Source organism: Thalassolituus sp. UBA675 (assembly GCF_002297765.1).
Classification (GTDB): Bacteria; Pseudomonadota; Gammaproteobacteria; order Pseudomonadales; family Oceanobacteraceae; genus Thalassolituus.
The window spans coordinates 80,150-102,202 of record NZ_DBNJ01000001.1; the positions used below are offsets into that span (position 1 = coordinate 80,150).

Sequence of the window (22,053 nt, forward strand, 5' to 3'; positions counted from 1 at the left end):
GAATGAAAAACTATTTGTCAGTTGTCGTCGTTTTGCTGGTGCCTTTGCTGGCTTTCGCGCAGACAGTGAACCCCGATATTGAAAATATCACACCTGATAGTCGTTATACCTTACACGACGATGGTACGGTTACGGACAACGAGACTCGTTTGATGTGGTTGCAGTGCTCAGAAGGACAAGTCTGGGAACCTAATGGTGGTGCGGGTAACTGCACCGGCGCGGCAACAACTTATACTTGGAGTGATGCTCTTACGTTGACCTCAGGTATATCAGTTGCGGGCTATTCAGACTGGCGCCTACCGAATATTAAAGAATTGAGCTCCCTGGTTGCGGAGGATCGTTTAGATCCGGCGATTAATCTAGCAATTTTTCCGGCGACACCCTCATCAAGTTTCTGGTCGGGATCGCCGGAAGCAGGCCGCGATGGCTATTCGTGGACTGTGGAGTTTGAATACGGCGCTGATTTCTCTAGGCAACGTAATGCATATTATCATGTTCGATTAGTACGTCACTTACCATAATTCGGATTTGGGGCAGTAATGTGTTCAGAAGGCAGGTATAGCTTCAGTCCGACAACTGCTCTTTCACCAACGCCAGCAACTGCGCTACTGCACCACGATTACTCTCTACCACGTCCAGCCCTTTATGACCCATCGCTTCGCGGGCAATGCTGTCCCTCAGCAAGCGAATTACCTCATCCTGCAACGCCGGCAGGCTTTCGCAAACGGCTATGGCGCCAGCCTCGGTCAGTTCATTAACAATACTGGTGAAGTTTATGTGATCAGCACCAATCAAGGTGGCTTTGCCGAGTGCAGCCGGTTCAATTGGGTTGTGACCGCCGCCGCCCGGATAAAGGCTTCCGCCCATGACGACGACATCGGCTGCGGCAAGCATATTCAGCATTTCGCCCATGGTATCGGCAACATAAATCTGAATATCGTCAGAGACGTTGCCATTCGTGCGGCGGTGGACGTGCAGGTGGCGGCTACGGGCAGCATTGGTCACTGGCTCAAAACGTTCTGGGTGGCGTGGAATCAGTAGTAGCAGGAGGCCTGGAATGGCTTTCTCTAACGCTGGATAGATATCAAGGAGTTGTTCGTCTTCGGTCGGGTGGCTGGATGCGAGTGCCAGTACCGGGCGATCTGCTCCCCATTGCCCGCGAAGCGCGACTCCCTGCTTATGGCAGTCCTCCGGAACAGTGACATCAAACTTTACGCTGCCGGTTACTTTCATACGGCCGGTGGGTAACCCTAATTCAATAAAGCGCTGGCCGTCCGTCGGATTCTGCACTGCGACTACACTCAGGCTGTGTAGCATTGGGCGGGTCAACGCTGGGAGTTTTGCGTATCCACGAGCAGACTTCTCGGACAGTCGGGCGTTCGCCAGTACCACTGGAAGGTCATGCTTAGCGCATGATGCCAATAGGTTTGGCCAGAGTTCAGTTTCAATAATGACCAAGGCACCAGGCTGGATGTTCTTGATAAAACGATTGATGAATGACGGCAGGTCATACGGCAGGTACATGTGGAACACGCGCTCGCCGAATATGCGTTTTACCTGCTCTGAGCCCGTTGGAGTCGTACTGGTAATGATGACCGGCGTGTTCGGGTTCTGCTCCATGAACTGTTTGACAAACTGAGCCGCTGCGAGCGTTTCACCGACGGATACAGCATGCACCCAAAGGCCGCCCGGACGTGGCCTATGGGGCAGAAAACCGAAGCGTTCAGCGACACGCTGGCGGTAACCCGGGTTCGCGCGTCCACGCCACCACAGTCGGGCGACGATTAAGGGTAAGAAGAGGCTGTAAATCAGGGTGTAGATGTGTCGTGCCACAGTGCGTCCGGGTACTGAATGTCGGGCCCGGATAGTAGCACAAATCAGAGGTCGCCTATGTTAAACTGCGCGCTTTCTGATCTACCGGCGACTCCCCTGATGGATGTAACTATCCCTGATTTTCACAAAGCCCGGGTTCTGGTATTCGGCGACATTATGCTCGACCGCTACTGGGGTGGCCCGACGTCACGTATTTCTCCCGAGGCACCTGTGCCTGTGGTGAAAATTCAGGACACAGAGAACCGTGCTGGTGGTGCGGGCAACGTTGCGTTGAACATTGCGGTGCTCGGTGGTCAGGTCGACCTGCTTGGCATTACCGGTCAGGATGACAACGCTGCTTTGCTCGAAGGTCTGTTACAGGATGCCGGCGTTATTTGTGATTTCCAAAGGCACGACACCCATCCGACCATCACCAAATTGCGGATTATCAGCCGTCAGCAGCAGCTGATTCGTCTCGACTTTGAAGATGCCTTTCATGCGGTGGATATCTCCGCATCGAAAGCGTCGTTTGAAGCTCGCTTAAAAAATACGGGTGTAGTCATCTTGTCGGATTACGGCAAAGGCTCGCTGGCAGATCCTCAGCCTCTGATTAAAGCCGCGAAAGCGCAGAATGTTCCGGTTCTGGTCGACCCGAAAGGTGCGGACTTCGAGAAATATCGGGGCGCGACCCTGATTACACCGAATCTCAGCGAGTTTGAGGCCGTGGTTGGCCCGGCTCAGTCGGACGAAGCGCTGGTTGCAAAAGCCCGTGCGCTAGTCGAAGAGTTTGATCTCGAAGGCGTGCTGGTGACCCGCAGTGAAAAGGGCATGACCCTGGTACGTCGCGACGCTGAGCCTTTCCATCTGCCGACCCGCGCCCGCGAGGTGTACGATGTGACCGGTGCCGGTGATACCGTAATTTCTGTTCTGGCGGCCTCGCTGGCTGCTGGTGCTGGTTTTGAAGAGGCTACTGTGTTGGCAAATACTGCTGCTGGCATTGTGGTCGGCAAGCTGGGTACCGCAACGGCCTCAACCGAAGAGTTGCGCCGTGAGCTGCGTCAGGACAGCCAGCAGGGTGCTGGCCTGTTTGATGAAGACTCGCTGATGGTACTGGTCGAGGAGGCCCGTGAACGTGGTGAAACTCTGGTCATGACCAATGGCTGTTTCGACATTATTCATCCCGGTCATGTGCAGTATCTGAAAGAAGCGAAAGCCTTGGGTGACCGCCTGTTGGTTGCGGTGAACTCTGACGAATCTGTGTCGCGCCTGAAAGGCCCGGCACGTCCAATTAACCCACTCGACCACCGAATGGCTGTGTTATCTGGCCTTGAAAGCGTGGACTGGGTGGTGCCTTTTACCGAAGATACCCCGGAGCGCCTGATCTGTCGGGTGCTGCCGGATATTCTGGTGAAGGGTGGTGACTACCGCATCGAAGAGATTGCTGGTGGTCAGTGTGTACAGCAAAACGGTGGTGACGTGATCATCCTGAGCTTTAAAGACAACTGCTCAACCACGGCCATTGTTAAACGCATTCAGGAGACAGAAGCATGATTATCGTAACAGGCGGCGCTGGCTTTATTGGCAGCAACATCGTTAAAGCCCTGAACGCGATGGGGCGCACCGACATCATCGTGGTGGACGACCTGAGCGACGGTCGCCAGTTCTATAACATCAGCGATTGCGATATTGCCGACTATCTGGATAAGGATGACTTTATCCAGCGCGTACAGATTGATGATGGCCTGCTGGACGATGTTGAAGCTATCTTCCACGAAGGTGCCTGCTCATCCACTACCGAGTGGGATGGCAAGTTTATGATGGAGAACAACTACGAGTACTCCAAGATTCTGCTGCATGCCTGCCTCGAACAGGGTATTCCGTATCTGTATGCCTCCAGCGCATCGGTTTACGGCGGCAGCGACGTATTCAAAGAAGAGCGCGCTCACGAAAAGCCTCTGAACGTGTACGGCTACTCTAAGTGGCAGTTCGACCAATACGTTCGTCAGTTGCAGGCCACTTATCCGAATAACCGTTTCCCAAGTCAGGTTGTGGGCTTCCGTTATTTCAACGTGTATGGCCCGCGTGAGCAGCACAAAGGCTCTATGTCGTCAGTAGCTTTTCACTTCAATAACCAGATTAAGGACACCGGCGTTTGTAAGCTGTTTGGCGAGACCGAAGGCTGGGGTGCTGGCGAGCAGCGCCGTGACTTCGTCTATGTCGGCGATGTTGTGAAAGTGAACCTCTGGTTCTGGCAGCAGAGAGCGGCATCGGGGATTTACAATTTGGGAACAGGTAAATGCCAGAGCTTTAACGACGTTGCAGATGCCGTCGTTGCGTGGCATGGCGCGAAAGGTACCGATGGCAAGAAAGAGTACATTCCGTTCCCGGATCATCTGAAAGGTGCATACCAGAGCTTCACCGAAGCGGATATCTCGAATTTGCGTGCAGCTGGCTACACCGACGAATTTTTCACAGTTGAACAGGGCGTTAACGCGTATCTGGACTGGCTGAATGGCTGATGTATCTAAAGGCGGCGCGGAGCAGCTCAAAGCTCCGCTCCACCCTAAGCACTGGCCCATCTGGTTGGGCGTAGGATTGCTCGCGCTTCTGACTCGCTTGCCCTTTTCATGGCAGTTGGGAATCGGCAAAGGTATTGGCTTGCTGCTACACAAGGTCGCCGGGAGTCGTCGCAGAATTGCCGAAGTAAATATGGAAATCTGCTTTCCAGAGAAATCCCCGGCTGAGCGTGATGCCCTGGTACGTCAGATCTTTATCGATAATGGCATCGGTTTGATGGAAACCTTTATGGGCTGGTTCCGTGATCCTCAGTGGTTGGCCGCCCGCACGGATTTTGTAGGTTTCGATAAGGTGCGAGAGGCACAGAATAACGGTCAGGGTGTGATGTTGCTCGGTGCTCATTACTCCATGCTGGATCTCGCTGGCAGCCTGGTCAGTACAGTGCAACGCGTGAGCGTAAGCTATCGCCCGCAGGATAACCCGGTGATGAATTATGTAATGGAGCGGAACCGCGCCCGTTTGTACGATGAATGCCTGACGCGTAAAGACATCCGTGGATTCATCCGTACGTTACGTCAGGGCAACGTGCTCTGGTACGCCCAGGATCAGGATTTCGGCCGTAAGAACAGCATCTTCGTAAACTTCTTTGGCCACCCGGCGGCGACGATTACAGCGACTTCCCGTATCGCGAAAGCGGGTAAGGCGCTGGTGATGCCGATCACTTACTTCCGTAAAGATGATAACTCGGGCTATACCGTCACGGTGCATGATCCTTTACCGATTCCGAGCGGCGATGACGCAGCCGACGCCCAAATGGCGAATGACTTTATCGAAGCACAGTTACGGGAGCACCCCTCTCAGTATCTGTGGCTACACAAGCGCTTTAAGACAACGGTTGACCCTGACATGAAAAAGGGCAGCATTTACCGCAAGAAAAAATAACAACAACTTACGGGGTTTTATCATCATGCAAAAAGTACTGATCACAGGTGCAGCCAGCGGTCTTGGCCGCGAACTGGCCTTACGCTTCGCTAAAGAAGGTGCCGATATCTGTATCGCAGATATTAACAGCGAGGGCTCGGCTGAAACTCTGGAGCTGGTAGAAAAAGCAGGTGGTAAAGGCTGGACGGCCTATCTGGATGTCACCTCTGAAGATCAGTGGAATGCACTGCGTGCTGATGTTGAAGAGCGGTGGGGTGGCCTTGATGTCCTGATTAATAATGCTGGTGTTGCCACTGGCGACCGTATTGACGCGGGCGAGTGGGCCTGGTGGGAATGGATCATCGATATCAATCTGAAAGGCGTCGCTCTGGGCTGCCGGACCTTTACCCCTGTAATGAAGAAGCAGAACAGCGGCTACATTATGAATACTGCTTCGCTTGCCGGTCTGATGATTCTGCCGTCAATGGCCTCCTACAATGTTGCTAAGGCGGGTGTGATCGCACTCTCTGAGACCATGTACTACGAGCTGCACGCTTATAACATCAAAGTCACGGCGCTGTGCCCGGGCTTCTTCCGTACCAATCTGAATAAGACGATGAAAACGTCTGACCCTTCGATGTTGAAGTTCGTCGACAAGGTGTTCGAGAAGTCAGAGCTGGATGCCAGTGAAGTGGCTGATCGCGCCTATAAGTCGCTGATGAAGGGCGAGATGATCTGCAATCCGCACCCGATTGGCCGCAAAGCGGTATTTATTAAGCGTTGGCTGGGTGGTCTGTTCCGCTGGAAAGTGAAGCAGGCATCATTCGATTTGCGGCGTCGTGAAGAGTCACTGCAAAAGCAAAGCTGATTTTGTTCAGTTGGCTTAATCGTCGAAACACACGCATTAAAAAGGGCCGCATGAGCGGCCCTTTTTAATTGAACGGAAGTGAGAGTATTTTAACGACTTACTGAACGGACAGGCTTGCTATCGCTCTCGTCTTCCATGCTGTTATCCGCTGGCTCAGATTCTATGAGGTCAGGCTCTTCGGGGTCAGCTGATGGATTAGCACGCAGAATCCCGAGTCCGCCGTCATCACTGACATCAATGCCGCTGACCAGGCTGACAACAAAGTCGATGTCGGTTACGTCACCGTTAACCTCGACGACTTCTTCAGTCACTGAGTCAGGATAGCCGCCGCAGGTTTCCCCGTTCTGGCAGATGAAAAGATCAACGTCGATATCTGAACCTGCGACAATCCGATAGCTGCCGGTAGGCACATCCGTGACCGCGTAGCTGCCATTTGGATTTACGAGGGTCTCTGCAACGATTTCGGCGGTTTCAGAATCCTCCAGCAGTACATACTGAGGCGCTGAATCTGTCATGGTGATGATGTCACCGACCCGCATAGTTACTGTCACATCGAGACTGTTGCCAGTATCTGGTGTAAAGCGGACCAGACCTTCGTACATGCCATCTACAAGGTCGGCGCGATCGACAGTCACTACGTATTCGCCAAAGCCATTACTGTCGACATCACTCGGGCTGATCGTGAGCCAGTCTTCGCTGACGTCTGTCGTGATGACGGGGTCATCAGCTTCATCATTAACGTTGTTCAGGGTAAGGGTCAGTGAAGAGCCTGAACCGAACTGAAGCTCGTCGGGGTCGCTCTCCAGTACAGGAACCTGGGGAACACTGCCGCCGCCGGCGAGGTTGTTTGCTTCCTGAACCGCCTTTAGCGCGTTGATAAGACCGTGTCCGAACTCATTATCACGACCGGCAGCGCCGATGTCGTCGGTAATCCGACCGCTACTCAGCAAGGAATCTACTTCGCCCGGAGTCAGTGTTGGGTCGACCGCTTTCATCAGCGCAAGAACACCGGCGACGTGCGGTGTCGCCATCGATGTGCCTTGCTGAAGCGTATAAGCACTTTGTCGAGTGCCTGCGGAGTCATCCACCGAGGTACTTAGTACACCGTCCGCTTGCCCATCAGAGTTTGTGTCGTTACGTAGGTCTCCGCCCGGAGCAGCAACGTCTATCTTGCTGCCAAAGTTTGAGTAGTAGGCCAGGCTGTCATCAGGGGCGGTAGCACTGACAGAAATCACACCATCGTATGACGCTGGGTAGAAAAGTTCATCGGTGGAGCTGTTTCCTGCTGCGGCGACGATAATAACGCCGGCATTCCGGGCTGCGGTAAATGCATCCTGTTCCGCCGAGCTGCGGAAGCTCGAGCCAAGGCTGAGGTTTATGATGTCCGCCCGGGATGATGGCAGGGTTCCACTGTCATTACTCAGACGTGCAGCATAGCGAACCGCCTGAAGTACGTCGTATGTTGAGCCTTCACCGTTAAGGCCAAGCACCCTGAGAGGCATAACCCGGGTATCCCAGCCAGCTCCTGCGGTCCCTTGTTGGTTATTGGTGGCTGCCGCAATTGTTCCGGTGACGTGAGTGCCATGCCACGAGCTGGCTCCGCGTTGGTTGCTGTCGCCTGGATCATCAGGGTTCGAATCAATGCCATCACCATCGCGGCTTACCGAGGAGTCGCTGATGAAGTCGTAGCCCGATACCAGCTTACCGGCCAGATCCTCATGGTTGAGGAATACCCCGCTATCAATCACGGCAACAGTCACAGAAGAAGAGCCTGTGGAAAGGTCCCAAGCTTGCGGAAGACGTATATCCGCGTAGTGAAACTGTAGGCGATACAAGCCATCATCCGGTGTGGCTGTGGCATAACGGATGTAGTTAGGTTCGGCGTACTCAACGTCATCGCGCTGATTCAGTGCCTTAATAGCTGAGAGAGTGTCGCGGCCAGCGTTAAAAGCACTCAGATCCTGACCAGTACTGGCCGATAGGCGCTCAACCGATGCCGGTTTCCTAAGGTTGAGTTTGACCGGGCGATCGGTCGCAGTGCTCATCGCTTGTGCACGATGGTCCCGCACATTGAAGGCAGTAATAGCGGAGGTATCCGCAGTGTCTTTCCATTGCACGATGGCCTCACCCGGCTTGAACGATGGCCGGGCAGGTTGTGACTCAGATGCGGTTGGCAACAGGCTATTACTTGCCGGGAGGATCTGTAAAACATACTTAGAGATACCACTGTAGGCGAACACCTCAAGAATGTAGTCACCATCGGCCGGCACTGAAAATTCTTCGCGGTTGGTCTCTGACTGTGAACTGCGGATGGGGTCGCCGCCGGTATTCAGATACAGATACATGTCCAGATCACCCGCGTATGCGCTATCCGGATTGTTATTGCCGTAGTAGTCAACGACGTTCATTACGATTCGCTGTCCGCCCTGAAGTGAGACTGCATAGTAGTCACTTTCATCCGCTACGTTAGCGAAACGTTCAAACTCTGCATCGCCGGTCGCTGTGGCGTTGGTTGGCGTGTTCGAAGCAAAGCCTTGCACTGTGACCACGTTTGGCAGGGGCTGGCCATTGAACGGATCGTCGTTGGTCAGGGAGCCGCTATAAACGTCATTGATGTCGTAATCGATGACTGTCTGCCCGGCGGTGAATAGAGTACCACTGACCGTGTGTCCGGAATTTGAGTCTCCGTCTGAACAGCCAGCCAGCATGGCTGTGCTCAGCAGGGCAGCCGCGAAACTGGCTACTGTCGAAGTAGCATTACGAGTGTTACATTCATCATCGATTAAAATGTCAGGAGTCATGGTTTCATCTTCTTCGCTACTGGTGGCGCCTCCACGTCCTGCTAAGACCAGGCTCAGCGCAATACATATGGGAGAGAGCCGGTTCACAATACGTTCCTTTCAAACTGCATTCTGTTGTCCATTTCCCGCTCATTCGCTCGGCTATAAAATCCAGATACGACCTGGCCGGGATTTCAGATGCAAAGGATACGTGACTGGCAGTTATGGTGTCAGTCTTTCTTCGTATGGTCGTCACTCAGGCACTTCTATAGTCTAGCTGGATACAGCGGCAAGGAGGCCCGATGTCACTTTCTACAGTTTATACCCGTGCTCAAGTTGGCATAGAGTCGCCATTGGTTCAGGTTGAGGTGCACTTGTCTGGCGGTTTGCCTTCTTTAAGTCTGGTCGGTTTGCCTGAGACGGCGGTTAAAGAATCCAAGGATCGCGTGCGCAGTGCGATTCTGAACAGTCACTACGAATTTCCGGCTAAGCGCATCACTATCAACCTCGCGCCTGCTGATCTGCCAAAAGAGGGAGGGCGCTATGATCTGGCGATTGCGTTGGGCATTCTTGCGTCTTCAGATCAGGTACCGAAAGATAAGCTTGCCGATTATGAATTCGTTGGCGAACTGACCTTGTCTGGCGAGCTGCGCCCGGTGACGGGTATTCTCCCAACAGCGTTACGTGCGGCGCATGCGGGTAAGACGCTGATCGTGCCCGCTGGTAATGCCGGTGAGGCAGCCCTCTGTCATGAGGCCAGAATTCTACAGGCGCGTTCCTTATCCGAAGTCTGTAGCTGGTTGCACAATAATGAATCCCTGCCGGAAGTCAGCCCTGAGGATGCACCGGTTCGTACCTCCCGTCTGACGAATGATCTTTCTGAGGTAAAAGGCCAGGTCGGTGCTCGGCGAGCGCTTGAGATAGCCGCAGCTGGGCAGCATAACTTACTTTTTATCGGGCCTCCGGGGACTGGTAAAACCATGCTGGCGTCGCGTTTGCCCGGAATTCTGCCGCCGATGAGCAATGACGAGGCCTTGGTCGCTGCGTCTGTCGCTTCCATCAGTCACCACAGCGGCGACTGGCAAAGCCGTTGGGGGCAGAGGCCCTTCCGGGCACCTCACCATACTTCCTCGGGTGTTGCTCTTGTTGGCGGTGGCGGTAACCCCAAGCCCGGTGAGATATCTTTAGCGCACGGTGGGGTTTTGTTTCTGGACGAGTTGCCGGAGTACAGCCGCAAGGTGCTCGATGTTCTGCGGGAACCTCTGGAGAGTGGCGAAATCGTCATCAGCCGTGCCAACCGCTCTGTCACTTACCCGGCTAGTTTCCAGTTAATTGCTGCGATGAACCCGTGTCCGTGTGGTTACTATGGCGATCCTTCCGGGCGCTGCCAGTGTACACCGGATCAGATCCGTCGTTATCAGGGGCAGACATCGGGGCCCTTGCTGGATCGGATTGATCTTCATGTTGACGTGCCTCCAGTATCACCAGCGCTGCTGCAGCAGGCGCCACCCTCAGAACCGAGTACGGCCGTCCGTGATCGCGTGATCGCCGCGCGTGATCGCCAGATGCGCAGGCAGGGCTGCGCGAATGCCTGCCTGTCGGGGCAACAGCGGGATGATGTGTGCCGGTTGCTTGAGAGTGATCAGGCATGGCTTCTGGACACGATCGCACGTCTGAATTTGTCTGCGCGCTCGTATCATCGTTTGTTGACCGTTGCGCGCACGCTCGCAGATCTGAATGACGCGGACAGCATTCAGCGCCAACACTTAATGGAAGCGATTGGTTTTCGGGCTCTTGACCGTTATCGGATGGCCTGACCCGGCGAGTTTGGTATAGTGCTCAGGTTGAAGAATAATAATTATCCGGAGAAACCTATGAGCCTGCTCAAAAAACTGACGATTGCCGCCAGCATTGCTGGTCTCGCTGCCTGTGGTGCAGACGACGACAGCGATGCCTACGTGCGTATTTTACATGCTTCACCTGATGCTCAGGCTGTGGATGTATACGTTAACGGCGAACTGCAGCTTAGTGATGTAGCTTTTCAGGATGGTACGGGTTATCTCAAATTGTCTGATGGCAATGCCAATATCGAACTGCGCCTTGCTGGTACAGATACCGTTGCTGCGTCTTATGCTGCGAGCCTGAACTCGAATGCATACTATGCCGCGATTGCCGTAAACCAGGCGAGTGACCTTGAGATTACGGTACTTGATGAAACTGACGTCGTCACTGACGGTGATATTGACTTGCGTGTACTTCACGCGGCACCAGCAGCCTCGTCAACAGACGTCGATGTGTTTGTATCAGAGCCCGATGCTGAGCTGGGGGAGACGCCTCAGGTGAATGCGTTGTCTTACCTGAGTAACCAGTTGCTCGAGGGTGTTGAAGATGGTTCTTATCAGGTGCGACTGACAGCGGATGGATCAACGGACGTTATATACGACTCAGGCTCGTTGAGCGTCAGTGATGATGCGATTGTTGTCGCTGTGAACAGTGATAAAGGCCGCTCCCCCGTTTCTTTGCTGGTTTGGGCCGGTCCTGCTGCGACTGCTATTCAAGACAACACGGCTGAGCTGCGTATCGTACACGCTATCGATACCCAGGATATTGATGTGTATATCGAAGGGGAGCTGTACGCTCCGTTGGAAGATATGAGTTACACCCAGGATTCAGGCTATGTTGTGTTTCCTGCGGGTTCACTGCCTATCAGCATTACTGCAGCTGATGCAGCTCTGGAAGATGCCCCATCTGGCTTATCAACCTCGCTTGAGCTTGAAAGAGGGGAGTCTTACACGCTGGTTGCGAGTGGCAGCAATGATGACTTCGCAAGCGCGATACGTATCTTCCTGACCGATCAGCGTGAGGCATCACAGGCGGGTTCCGCAGATATTCGCTTGATAAATGCATCCGTCGCTACAGATGTGAATTCGGCAGATGTTTATATCTATGAGTCTGCTGATAGTAGCCAGGAAGCATACGAAACCACTGGGATGAGTCAGGGCGATGACACTGACTATATCACTCTTGCTCCTGATACATACGACATTCACGTCGTCAATTCAGGTGCTACCAAAGCTGGGCCCGCGGTTGTCCCTGGGCTGACCAATCAGACGGTAGCTGAGGGAGATGTCGATTCAATCGTTATAATCGGTAAGACGACCCCGGTTGCGCTTAATTTATCATCTGACAAGCGCGCGGACTGATTGCTTTTACAAAACAAAAACGGGGCTTCAGCCCCGTTTTTTTGCGCCATGTTTCCCCCAAAGGTGTCTTCTTGCGAAACCCCGGTGACGTGCCAGACTGATAAAACAGACTGAGCAATTGCGGAGACCTGAATGAATAAACAACTGATCATATTTCTGTTAGTTATCGGTGCTTTTGTTGGCGCTATGTCTTATTACCATGTCAGCACGCCGAGTCCTTTTGATGGAGAGGCGTTCTTTGGCCCGAAAGAGACTCCAGCACCGCCACCTGAAACGCCTCAGGAGTAAACAGATTGCAACGGAGTCGGGCTGGTAGGGAATGCTAAAAAAGGCTCTGCTGCCCGGAAGCGTAATCGACAAGAACAGACTCCTGAACGCAGGCGCGCTCAATCAGTTTGTCGACTGACATGGGCTGAGCGTAAAAGTAGCCCTGCACACGATCACAGCCCAGTGAATGGATCACTTCAAGGCAGCTCTGGTCTTCAATCCCTTCTGCCGTTGTTTCCAGTTTCAGGCGTTTAGAAAGATCCAGCATGGTTGCGACTATATGCCGTTGCGCTGAGTTTTCGTCGTCGTGGTTCAGTGGCGTCACAAATGCCCGGTCAAGTTTGATGCCGGTAATTGGCAGGTCGCTGAGGTGAGAAAGCGACGAGAAGCCAGTACCAAAATCGTCTAGAACAATGCGGACTCCTGCCAGCTTTAAGCGGTTCAGGTTATTCAAAGATACGCTGGCGTCCAGCATCATCGCGGTTTCGGTGAGCTCCAGTTCGAGGCTGGCAGCGGGGACACCGGTTTCATCCAACAGGTCAAGAACCTTGTCGGCATAATCAGGGTCAGCTACCTCGGGAAAAGAAACATTCACCGCCATCCGGATATTGATGCCACGGTCGTTGAGTATATGCCAGACGCGCAGGGTTTCACGCAGGGCCCAGCTTCCCAGGGTGCGGATCAAGCCGGCCATTTCGGCATCCCGTATAAATGCCGTAGGCGGCACCATACCCAGCTCTGGATGTAGCCAGCGTAGCAGGGCTTCTGCGCCAACAATCGTCGCTGTGTGACTATCAAATTGTGGCTGGAATTCGAGGTAAAATTCTTTATTTCGCAGAGCGCGTATCAGGTCTTTAACGACCACAGATTCGTCCGCTGTCAGCGAGCGCCCCCCGATTCTGCTGCACATCATGCGGCTGCGCTCAATCTCGCGAACACAGTGCTGCAACGCTTCTCCCAGTTCATCGTATGAGTGAAGTGGTACCGGGGTACTCAAAAAAGCCGTCCACAGAAAGCTTGTATCATCATCGTGAGAGCGGACCCACTTTTCTGAAAGATGCTTTTTATTCTGGCTGACAATCACAAACTGATCGTCCAGGAGCTTCCCTATTAGTGCATCGGCGGGAGCGCTTGCCCGCAGTTGATGTTCAAACGATTGCTGGGTGTCAAAGCGGATTTCAGCGCTATCGCCGGAGGCAGCAGGCCGCCAGCGACAGCTCACGAGCTGCAGCATCAGGTCAGAATTGCGTTCCAGAAGGCTGCGACACTGCAGCATCCAGTTCTGGCGCGCCAGTAATGGACGGAGCTGACCAGCAACGCAGGCTCTGAGCTCAGTCAATCCGTGTTTGAGTGCGTGAGGTGTGAGGTGATCTGCGTCGATCCAGACGCAGGCATCAGGGTAGAAGGCCCGTTCGTCTGCGAATCCGATCAGTAGCGTCGGCACCTGAAGAGTCACCTCCTGAACCCGATCGCGTTGCTCCGGATCACCATGGGGCACGGTAATCACGACCATATGACCGTCCGGGATGGGAATAAACGCATCCAGCATGCCTGTACGAATCACGTTTTTCTGCTGCGCTGACTCCTGACACAGCCAGTCTGTCAGAAAATCAGGCATTGGGCTGTCAGTGCCCAGCGCCAGCAGCATCGGTTGCTCGGTGTCCATTCTCTGGCTCATCCTGAAACGGTGTACCCCAAAATTAATCCGCTCTATGACATATAGAAGAGAGAGCAGGGCTTCGCGAATGAATGGCCGGAAATGTGCCTCGATTGGCACGTTATTTTCACCCCTGACTTTGTTTCTTCCCTTGTCGGCAGTGGTGTCTCCTTTGCGGTAAATACTGGTAGAATCAGCGGCCTGTTTCAGAGGTATGTCCGTGGTCGATTTAAGTCAGCTCAATCCCCGTCAACGAGAAGCCGCCAAGTACATTGATGGCCCCTTGCTGGTGCTCGCGGGTGCGGGTTCGGGCAAGACCAGTGTGATCACCCGTAAGATCGCTTATCTGATCGACGCCTGTGGCATCAAATCGCACCATATTGCGGCGGTAACCTTTACCAATAAAGCCGCGAAAGAGATGAAAGAGCGGGTAATGCAGCTTACCGGCCGCGGTGGTGCTCGTGGGCTTACCGTCTCGACTTTCCATAACCTCGGGCTGGGTATTATCCGTCAGGAACTGGCTACCACAGGTTATAAATCAGGTTTTTCTATCCTCGATCAGGATGACTGCAAAGGTATTCTTCGCGACGTGATGCACCGGGAGCACGGTGATGACGGCGATATGCTGGACATGGTTCAGAACGAAATATCCAACCTGAAGAATGACCTGATCACGCCTGAGCAGGCAATTAATAAGGCCGCCAGCCCGCAGGAAGTATTGGTCGCTCAGACCTACAGCGTTTATCAGCGTATGTTGAAAGCATACAACGCTGTCGACTTCGATGACCTCATTATGGTGCCAACCATCTTATTCAGGGATAACCCAGAGGTTCTGACCCGCTGGCAGAAAAGGATCCGTTATCTGCTGGTGGATGAATATCAGGATACCAACACCTCGCAGTACGAGCTGGTTAAGCTGCTGGTGGGTCACCGCAATGGCCTGACGGTGGTAGGCGATGATGACCAGTCGATTTATGCCTGGCGCGGTGCGCGGCCGGAGAACCTGTCGTTACTGAAAAAAGATTTCCCGTCACTGAAGCTGATCAAGCTTGAACAGAACTACCGCTCTACGGGCCTCATTCTGAACGCGGCGAACATTGTTATTGATAATAACCCTCACGAATTCGAGAAGAAGCTCTGGTCTGATCAAGGGTATGGCGATCCGATCAAAATTCTTAAGTGCAAGAATGACGAGGTTGAGTCAGAGCGTATCGCTACCGAAATTGTCGAGCGACGCCTGCGCTACGGCGGCACCTATCGTGATTTTGCCGTGCTGTACCGTGGTAATCATCAATCGCGCATGATTGAGATGAAGCTACAGGCTTATCAGGTGCCGTATAAGTTGAGCGGCGGTCAGTCATTTTTCGGGCGTAATGAAATCAAAGACATCATGGCGTATTTACGCCTGCTGATTAACCCGACAGACGATGCTGCATTTTTACGTGTAGTGAATACACCGCGCCGTGAAATCGGGCCCAGCACGATCGAGAAACTCAGCGAATATGCAGCGATGCGCAATATCAGCATGATTGCCGCAACGACCGAAATGGGGCTGGAGCAGGTACTGATGCCAAAGGCTCTGGATCGCCTGCGTCGTTTTGGTCACTGGCTGGAGCGTATCACCCGCAATGCCTACACAGATGATCCTGTTGCTGCCATCAAAGAAATGATCGACGACATCGATTACGAAGGCTATCTGCACCAGAACTCCGGAACGCCTCACCAAGCTGAGCGACGTATGAAGAACGTTTACTTCCTGGTTGATCAGATTCAGAAAATGATCGACAAGGCGGATGAGCTGGGCGACGAGTGCACCATTGAAGATGCGGTCGGTAAGCTCATTCTGCGCGACATGCTGGAGCAGCAGAGCGAAGAGGACGAGAACGATCAGGTGCAACTGATGACACTGCACGCTTCGAAAGGTCTGGAGTTCCCGCATGTCTATATCATGGGCATGGAAGAAGAGCTTATGCCACACCGTAACAGCATCGAAGCAGACACGATTGAAGAAGAACGTCGCCTGATGTACGTGGGTATTACACGCGCTAAGCGCACTTTGACGCTGACCTATGCCGGTAAGCGCAGACAGTACGGCGAAGCCACGGATACCACACATTCCCGTTTCCTGGATGAGCTTCCGCCTGATGATATCGAATGGGAAGGCAAGTCAGAAACCTCTCCGGAAGAATCCAAAAAACGAGGGCAGGATACACTCGATAGCCTGATGAATCTGTTCTGATACGAACTTTCCCCTTCTAAAACTAAAAAGCCCCGGTATTACCGGGGCTCTGAGACGTGTCGGACCAGCTATTGCCAGCGCACTTTTAGCGGACGTCCCATACCTCTCCATTCACCTCGCCAGTTGCGCTGTCGAGTGCACTGCTGTCTTCAGTATCCTGTCCAAAGCTGACAACGCTGATCTGACGAGCATTCAGTTCAACTTTGGCAAGGTTCATTCTCAGGTACTGAGTCACGCCATCATCGGTATGTTGAGTATTGAGAATGAGGTAGCCGACGTCGTTGATGGTCCAGGTGAAGCCGAGTGAGACAAAGTCCCCATCATTGATTTCTCCCTGATACAGGCCGTTGCCGTCCTGGGTAAAGCTGAAGGCACCATCACCGAAGAAGAATGACTTTCCGGCCACATCCCCAGAGGTGAACGATACCGCGCTGCAGTCGGTCGCAGCTCTGTCGAAGTCAGCAAAAGAAGAGTCTTCGTTATCAGCGATATCGCAGGCCGTGAGCTCATCCAACAGGGTATAGTCGAATGCTGCTTTAATTTGTTCGCGTGCGTTCCCATTAAATACCCATTGTTTGTCGCTGCGGCCGCCGGCAGGCATCATCTCACCCGCGCGTACGTAGCCATCGACAACTGCAAGTAAGGGCTTCGCTCCGCGGTCGTAATCACTGCGCAGTGCAATATCCGCAGGCAGGTCGATGACCAGCACTTCTTTTGTTTCTACCGTCGACAGGCGCCAGCTCGTTGAGCCAGCAGCGATCAGGCTTTCCGATTCGCCCATGCTGCTGCGTTCGATACGATACAGATTCGCCGTGCCACCAGAAACCAGCTCTACAACGTGCTGATTGTCATCGCCATACAGGTCGATGCCTCCCAGGTCTGCTCGATATTGTGGATTACTTGCGGCTGCTGAGCTGATCAGTTGCGAGAGAGAGGTTGCTGCATCGCCATCTGTTTCATGATTGCCATCGCCTGTGTGGACAAAGACGTTGTTGCACCAGGTATCGGTCGGTGACCAGGTATTACCCTCGATAACCTCTCCATCCCAGCAGTCGCCGACTGACTCTACATTGTCTTTGTACAGCTCATACGTATCCTGACTGCGGGTAAAGGTCAGCAGATAGCCCAGGGCGGTATCGTCGAATGTCACTGCAGGATCAATGACTGCCTGATACTCATGCTCCAGATAGGCACCAATGCGCTTATTTTCCAGGTTGATCTGTTCACCAGAAATAATTTCCTCGGCGAAACTCAGGCCACCGCGCAGAATACGTACGTTATTACCATCGGTTGACACGGATTCGTTATCCTGTGCGAAACAACGCCACTCACCATTGCCGAGCAGACAATCCTGTTGCTGATTTCCCTCGTCAGACATGGCTACCCAACTGTCGCCCTGTGTGTCATAGCCATATTGAGTGATGGAAATAACCCCTTCACCATCAGCCTGGACATTGCCATAGCCGAACATCATTGCGCCTTCTTCTTCAAACGCCTCGAAGAAATTAAGGCCATCTCCATCCGTCAGTAAGCCGGCCAGATTTGCCGCGGTAGCTGCGCGGCGGTCGCGGCGTTCTTCAAGTTGTTCTTCTACTTTGCTTGGGTCCAGACGGGTACTCTGAAGGTCATCGGAGCCTGCCAGGTCATCGGCGTCGAAACCGTCTCCAGCGGTTTCAATCGCTTGCTGAATATCGTCGAGTGCTTCCAGTACCTGTTCTACAATCAGAGCGGTCAGGTCTTCCTGAGACACGCCGGTTTCGTTGACCACTGTATTAACCAGCTCAATGTTCTTCTGCATGACAGCACGAGTGACCTGGGCAACCTTGTGCAGGCGCTGAAACTCCTCTCCACTGGTGCCGTCATCAGAGCCCGCGACATAGTCTTCAGTCGGGTCAAGTTCAGTACCTAGTCTTGCCTGAATACTGGCTTTAGCCTCATCCGGGCTCAGTCCATTTTCTTTAATTTCGTTCTGCACCATTGTCGTCAGCGGGCTGACAAACGCTGAACCAGCGGGTGCGGTCAGGGTATAGGTCTTATCAATGGTTTCACCTGGGTTATCTTCATCGATGGTTTCACCCACGATAATTTCAACCACGATGGGTGAATTCGCGATCTGTTCCTGCGTCACACCTTCGAGGGTATAACCACCACCGGCACTGGTCGTCGTGGTCGGCTCGCCATCGTCGCAGCTCGCATTATTATTTAAGTCGAGGCAAACACGTGCCCCTGCAAGGTAGCCATCGGCGGCTTTACCTTCTAGTGAGACATTTCCACTGCCGTCGCTGTTGTCTGGATCGTCAGAATTACCACTACTGCTGGAGCAGCCACTGGTGATTAAAATCGCTGCAAGCGCAGCACCTGTTGGGATGAGTTGTCTGAACATACGCAAATTCTCGGCTGGGAGGAGGTATGTTCAGTGAAGCAGCCTGTATGGATTTGTGTTGCCGTGGTGACTTGTCTAACACGACAAGAGTTTCGTAACTGGTGGGTGGCTACAAAACAGAACAGTGGGGTAACGCCCCTGCTACGTGTAGCCGGGGCGTGAGAGAAAATTATGTTTGTGTTAATGCCACTTCGGTAGCCAGACTTTATTACTCAGGCCAGTCAGCTCATCGTCCATTATGACGGTCGTTGCGGGCAGCTGTTTATCGCCGACTGCGTATTTTGCCGTAACTGTGTAGTTAATCCGGCGACGCTCGCCGGGCGCCAGCGGTTCCAGCGTCCGCTCCCATATCAATTCTGTGCCGTCTTCAGATACAAAACGAGTGAAGTTATCGCCTGCGCCGCTGAAATCAGTATCGTCGAGTGCATCCCTGAGAATCAGTTCGCTGGTGGCCTGTGAGCCGTGGTTAACTACTTCGATACTGATTTCGACAGGCCCGGTTTCTACTGGGATCGGATATACGGTTTTACGAACCTGAAGGTTCACCGGGCCGGGGTTATAGGTGAATTTGATCGGCTGTAACTGCTGAGAGCGAGCGTAATATTCGTACTGAAACTCTTCCTCTGCTGACTTTTCCATCGCCGGCGGTTCTGAACGGATCATCGGATAAGCGGCTTCAGGAATCTGGATATCTATATCGACCGAGCTGATGGCCGGGGCCGGTGCATTATCTAAAAGTAATGAAAGGTCGACTTCAGCTTTTTGAATCTGGTCGATCTTTCCTGCGTGGCGCGGTGATGTTGGCAATGAGATGGTGGTCGACTCTCCAGCCGCAATAGCGATCTCCTGAGCATCAGCACCCGCAAAACCTATCACCCCGGAATAGCTTTCGTCCGATTCATTCTCGATCAGCAGCTGGAGCGATGTTTCGGGTGACTCGCCATTCTTCAGAATAATATTGCCGGTCAGTTCACTGAGAACGATCACTGGCTCTGGGATCGCGTCTTCTTCAGGTGTTTGCGCTCGCGGCTCAGCATTGGCAAAAACGCTGACCAGCAGGGAGGTCAGAATAAGCGAGGTCAGTCTGGTCATCTTTGACATGGGATTTTCCACAGTTCGGTCTCAGGCATTGTTACCCGCGTGCCCTTTTCAGGCAAGGCGCATAGAATGCCATAAATCCTCAAAGGCACGGCCATGGCAACGTATATCTATCGGAAACCGCACGGAAAAACCTACACATATCAGGATGAAACAGGTGAGACGGTACGTAATGCCAGCCTGAAACGCTGGGTGAAGTCTTTGGCCATTCCTCCAGCCTGGGAAGAGGTTGAGATCAATACCGACAGAAATGCGAAAGTACTGGCGACGGGTCGTGATGCGCAGGGACGTAAGCAATATATCTACAACCCGGATTGGGCAGCCGAAGCGGCGGAGCGTAAGTTTCAGCGAATTCTGCGTTTTGGTGAGCAGCTGGAAACTATGCGGCGCGTAACGGCTCAACATATCAACCAGCGGCCGGTAAACGCGGATGCGGTCCTGGCGGGCATGGTGCGCTTGATGGATGAGGCGTTCTTCAGGCCCGGGAGCCAACGTTACACCGAACAGAATCAGAGTCATGGCCTGACGACGCTGAGAAATCGTCATATGACATCCCACGGCGAGTCCATCGTCTTTGAGTACCAGGGGAAGTCGGGGCAGGAGCAGCGTCGGATCATTGAAGACGAGGCCGTCTGCGATCTTCTGCATGAGCTAGAGGGGATGACGGGCTACGAGTTGTTTGACGTGACCTTACCGGATGGTGAGCGTCAGAAATTTACCTCAACAGACCTGAATGAATACATTGGCCGGATCATGGGTGAAGACTTTACCTCAAAGGACTTCCGCACCTGGGCGGGTACGCTGCTGATGGCCGTCGCGCTTGCTGAGGCAGGCCCTCAGGACGAAGAAAAACTCACCACCTCAGAAGTCGTCCGGGCGGTAAAAAATGTAGCAGAGCGGTTAGGGAATACGCCTGCCATCTGCCGGGAGAGTTATATTCATCCGGCGATTATCAAAGCTTATGAGCAAGGCAGAACGATCCGGAATCTGCGTAAGCAACTCAGTGAGCAGCCGGATGGCTTACTGTCCGCCGATGAGCAGGCAACGTTGGCGTTGCTGACCCGGGATTGATCACTGACGCTCAAGCCAGTTTTTTTCCTCGGCCGCTGTCATCACTCCTGCGGGTTTGCCGGCAGTGGCGGTGACGTAGCCCGGTGTGGACTGATGCTGCTGCCATTGCCACTGGTCAGATTGCAGACAAGCGCTGTATTCAGTCGAATGTTCCGGCGTATGCAGCATAAGATCCCGGCAGATATCGCCTTCAGCCGTCTCGCGGGTAGCCAGGATTTCCATACGCCAATCGTCCCCTTGCTCGACGTAGCCCGATGCCTCTGTGGTAAGTGCCGGTGCGACCGCCAGTTGAGCGGGATGCGCTGGTGACTGCAGACCTGTCTGCCATACAAGTACGGCAGACAGGACGACACTTGCGGCGATGGCTGCAGGCCGCATAACGTTGCGTTGCGGCTGCTGTAGTGAGCGCGTTGGTAGTGGCACGACGTTGTCTTCAGGGTCTGTCCGCTCTGCAGAGTCGCTCCTGATAAGCGCTTCCAGCCCTGCGGGCATTGGGGCTTCATCGACAGGAATGAATGCGGCCCGCGCTATCTCATCGGCAGACTTAAGAGCGTTCAGTTCAGCCCGCAGGTCTGGTGAATCAGCCAGAGCCTGGTCTACCGCAAGACGCTCATTCGAAGAGAGCTCACCATCAATATAGGCAGATAAGGTTTCCTCAGAGATTCTGTTCATCGTCATTACCTCAACGTTGACTGGCTTCGGCCAGATGCTTGCGCGCGCGTGCTAAACGACTCATTACCGTACCTGAAGGAACATCCAGAATATCGGCGGCTTCCTGATAGCTGCGACCTTCGACAGCAACGAGATACAACGCCATTCTTAACCCCTCACTTAAGGCGTTGAAGTGAACCTGCATCTGCCCCAGAGCGGCCTGAGTCAAAGCCTGTTGTTCCGGGTTATCGCCTTCATTGGTGACCATCAGGTCGTCAGTAAGCTCATCGCTGTTTTTTTCTGTTCGCATGGTATCGATCCAGTGATTACGGCACAGGCGATACATCCAGCGCTCAAATTCAGTGCCGGGTTGGTATTGCTGCCACCGGCGCAGCGCCTTTTCCACGCTGGACTGCAGCAGATCATCAGCGCTGTGCATGTCCCCGGTCAGCGCATTACAGTAGCGTCGCAGCTTGGGTAGCATGGTCAGCAAGCGCTGACGGAATTCGTGTTCCTGTGCCTTCATATTGTTATTAACGACACTCCCTGCCTTTTATTCCCTATGTGAGGAAATAAATTTTCAATT

At 53.4% G+C, this 22,053-nt stretch carries 17 protein-coding genes; 10 read left to right on the forward strand and 7 right to left on the reverse strand.

Going from position 1 to position 22,053, the window contains the following annotated elements:
- Positions 1-2: 2 nt before the first annotated feature.
- Entirely contained in the window at positions 3-521 is a 519-nt protein-coding gene (locus B3007_RS00370) for a DUF1566 domain-containing protein (protein WP_301377817.1), read from the forward strand.
- Positions 522-564: 43 nt separating this feature from the next.
- Here B3007_RS00370 and waaA read toward each other — a convergent pair whose 3' ends face one another.
- A complete protein-coding gene (gene waaA / locus B3007_RS00375; protein WP_301377819.1) occupies positions 565-1,833 on the reverse strand; it encodes a lipid IV(A) 3-deoxy-D-manno-octulosonic acid transferase in 1,269 nt (422 codons plus the stop codon).
- Between the two features lie 99 nt (positions 1,834-1,932).
- Here waaA and hldE point away from each other — a divergent pair, with 99 nt between their 5' ends.
- Genes hldE through B3007_RS00395 form a run of 4 tightly spaced genes read left to right on the forward strand, consistent with a single transcriptional unit; the run spans position 1,933 to position 6,118 of the window.
- The gene (gene hldE / locus B3007_RS00380; protein ID WP_068442655.1) at positions 1,933-3,363 is read left to right on the forward strand and encodes a bifunctional D-glycero-beta-D-manno-heptose-7-phosphate kinase/D-glycero-beta-D-manno-heptose 1-phosphate adenylyltransferase HldE; all 1,431 of its coding nucleotides are present in this window, start codon (positions 1,933-1,935) and stop codon (positions 3,361-3,363) included.
- Positions 3,360-4,331, forward strand: a complete 972-nt coding sequence (gene rfaD / locus B3007_RS00385; protein WP_068442588.1) for an ADP-glyceromanno-heptose 6-epimerase — start codon at positions 3,360-3,362, stop codon at positions 4,329-4,331. Before hldE ends, rfaD begins: the two co-directional genes overlap by 4 nt.
- The gene (lpxL, locus tag B3007_RS00390; RefSeq protein WP_068442585.1) at positions 4,324-5,271 is read left to right on the forward strand and encodes an LpxL/LpxP family Kdo(2)-lipid IV(A) lauroyl/palmitoleoyl acyltransferase; all 948 of its coding nucleotides are present in this window, start codon (positions 4,324-4,326) and stop codon (positions 5,269-5,271) included. Before rfaD ends, lpxL begins: the two co-directional genes overlap by 8 nt.
- Positions 5,272-5,296: 25 nt before the next feature.
- Entirely contained in the window at positions 5,297-6,118 is an 822-nt protein-coding gene (locus B3007_RS00395; protein ID WP_301377822.1) for an SDR family oxidoreductase, read from the forward strand.
- A gap of 89 nt (positions 6,119-6,207) precedes the next feature.
- On the opposite strand, the gene B3007_RS00400 is transcribed toward B3007_RS00395, so the two are convergent.
- Complete coding sequence (locus B3007_RS00400; protein ID WP_301377823.1) at positions 6,208-8,919, reverse strand: S8 family peptidase; 2,712 nt, start codon at positions 8,917-8,919, stop codon at positions 6,208-6,210.
- A 281-nt stretch (positions 8,920-9,200) separates the two neighbouring features.
- On the opposite strand from B3007_RS00400, the gene B3007_RS00405 reads away from it, so the two are divergent.
- From B3007_RS00405 to B3007_RS00415, 3 genes are all read left to right on the forward strand, one after another.
- Positions 9,201-10,715: a YifB family Mg chelatase-like AAA ATPase gene (locus B3007_RS00405; RefSeq protein ID WP_301377825.1), complete on the forward strand. Its 1,515-nt coding sequence runs from the start codon at positions 9,201-9,203 to the stop codon at positions 10,713-10,715.
- Between the two features lie 57 nt (positions 10,716-10,772).
- Positions 10,773-12,101 carry a DUF4397 domain-containing protein gene (locus tag B3007_RS00410; RefSeq protein WP_301377826.1) on the forward strand — a complete coding sequence of 443 codons (1,329 nt, stop codon included), beginning with the start codon at positions 10,773-10,775 and terminating at the stop codon, positions 12,099-12,101.
- A 132-nt stretch (positions 12,102-12,233) separates the two neighbouring features.
- Positions 12,234-12,389 (forward strand): hypothetical protein, encoded by a 156-nt coding sequence (locus B3007_RS00415; RefSeq protein ID WP_175607862.1) that lies wholly within the window; start codon positions 12,234-12,236, stop codon positions 12,387-12,389.
- 34 nt (positions 12,390-12,423) lie between these two features.
- Here the strand turns inward: B3007_RS00415 and B3007_RS00420 are convergent, their stop codons facing one another.
- Positions 12,424-14,034, reverse strand: coding sequence for an EAL domain-containing protein (locus tag B3007_RS00420; protein ID WP_297533695.1), 1,611 nt, complete (start codon positions 14,032-14,034; stop codon positions 12,424-12,426).
- A 211-nt stretch (positions 14,035-14,245) separates the two neighbouring features.
- Between B3007_RS00420 and rep the strand changes: the two genes are divergently transcribed.
- A complete protein-coding gene (gene rep / locus B3007_RS00425; protein ID WP_301377829.1) occupies positions 14,246-16,264 on the forward strand; it encodes a DNA helicase Rep in 2,019 nt (672 codons plus the stop codon).
- Between the two features lie 85 nt (positions 16,265-16,349).
- Here rep and B3007_RS00430 read toward each other — a convergent pair whose 3' ends face one another.
- A complete protein-coding gene (locus tag B3007_RS00430; RefSeq protein ID WP_301377830.1) occupies positions 16,350-18,647 on the reverse strand; it encodes a hypothetical protein in 2,298 nt (765 codons plus the stop codon).
- Positions 18,648-18,827: 180 nt separating this feature from the next.
- Positions 18,828-19,748, reverse strand: a complete 921-nt coding sequence (locus B3007_RS00435) for a hypothetical protein (RefSeq protein WP_297533698.1) — start codon at positions 19,746-19,748, stop codon at positions 18,828-18,830.
- A 93-nt stretch (positions 19,749-19,841) separates the two neighbouring features.
- On the opposite strand from B3007_RS00435, the gene B3007_RS00440 reads away from it, so the two are divergent.
- On the forward strand, positions 19,842-20,816 hold the full coding sequence (locus B3007_RS00440) for a DNA topoisomerase IB (RefSeq protein WP_297533699.1): 975 nt from the start codon (positions 19,842-19,844) through the stop codon (positions 20,814-20,816).
- On the opposite strand, the gene B3007_RS00445 is transcribed toward B3007_RS00440, so the two are convergent.
- Both B3007_RS00445 and B3007_RS00450 read right to left on the reverse strand, forming a co-directional pair.
- Positions 20,817-21,488 carry a zf-HC2 domain-containing protein gene (locus tag B3007_RS00445; protein ID WP_297533700.1) on the reverse strand — a complete coding sequence of 224 codons (672 nt, stop codon included), beginning with the start codon at positions 21,486-21,488 and terminating at the stop codon, positions 20,817-20,819. It lies immediately after the preceding gene.
- A 10-nt stretch (positions 21,489-21,498) separates the two neighbouring features.
- Entirely contained in the window at positions 21,499-21,993 is a 495-nt protein-coding gene (locus B3007_RS00450; protein WP_297533701.1) for an RNA polymerase sigma factor, read from the reverse strand.
- Positions 21,994-22,053 lie beyond the last annotated feature (60 nt).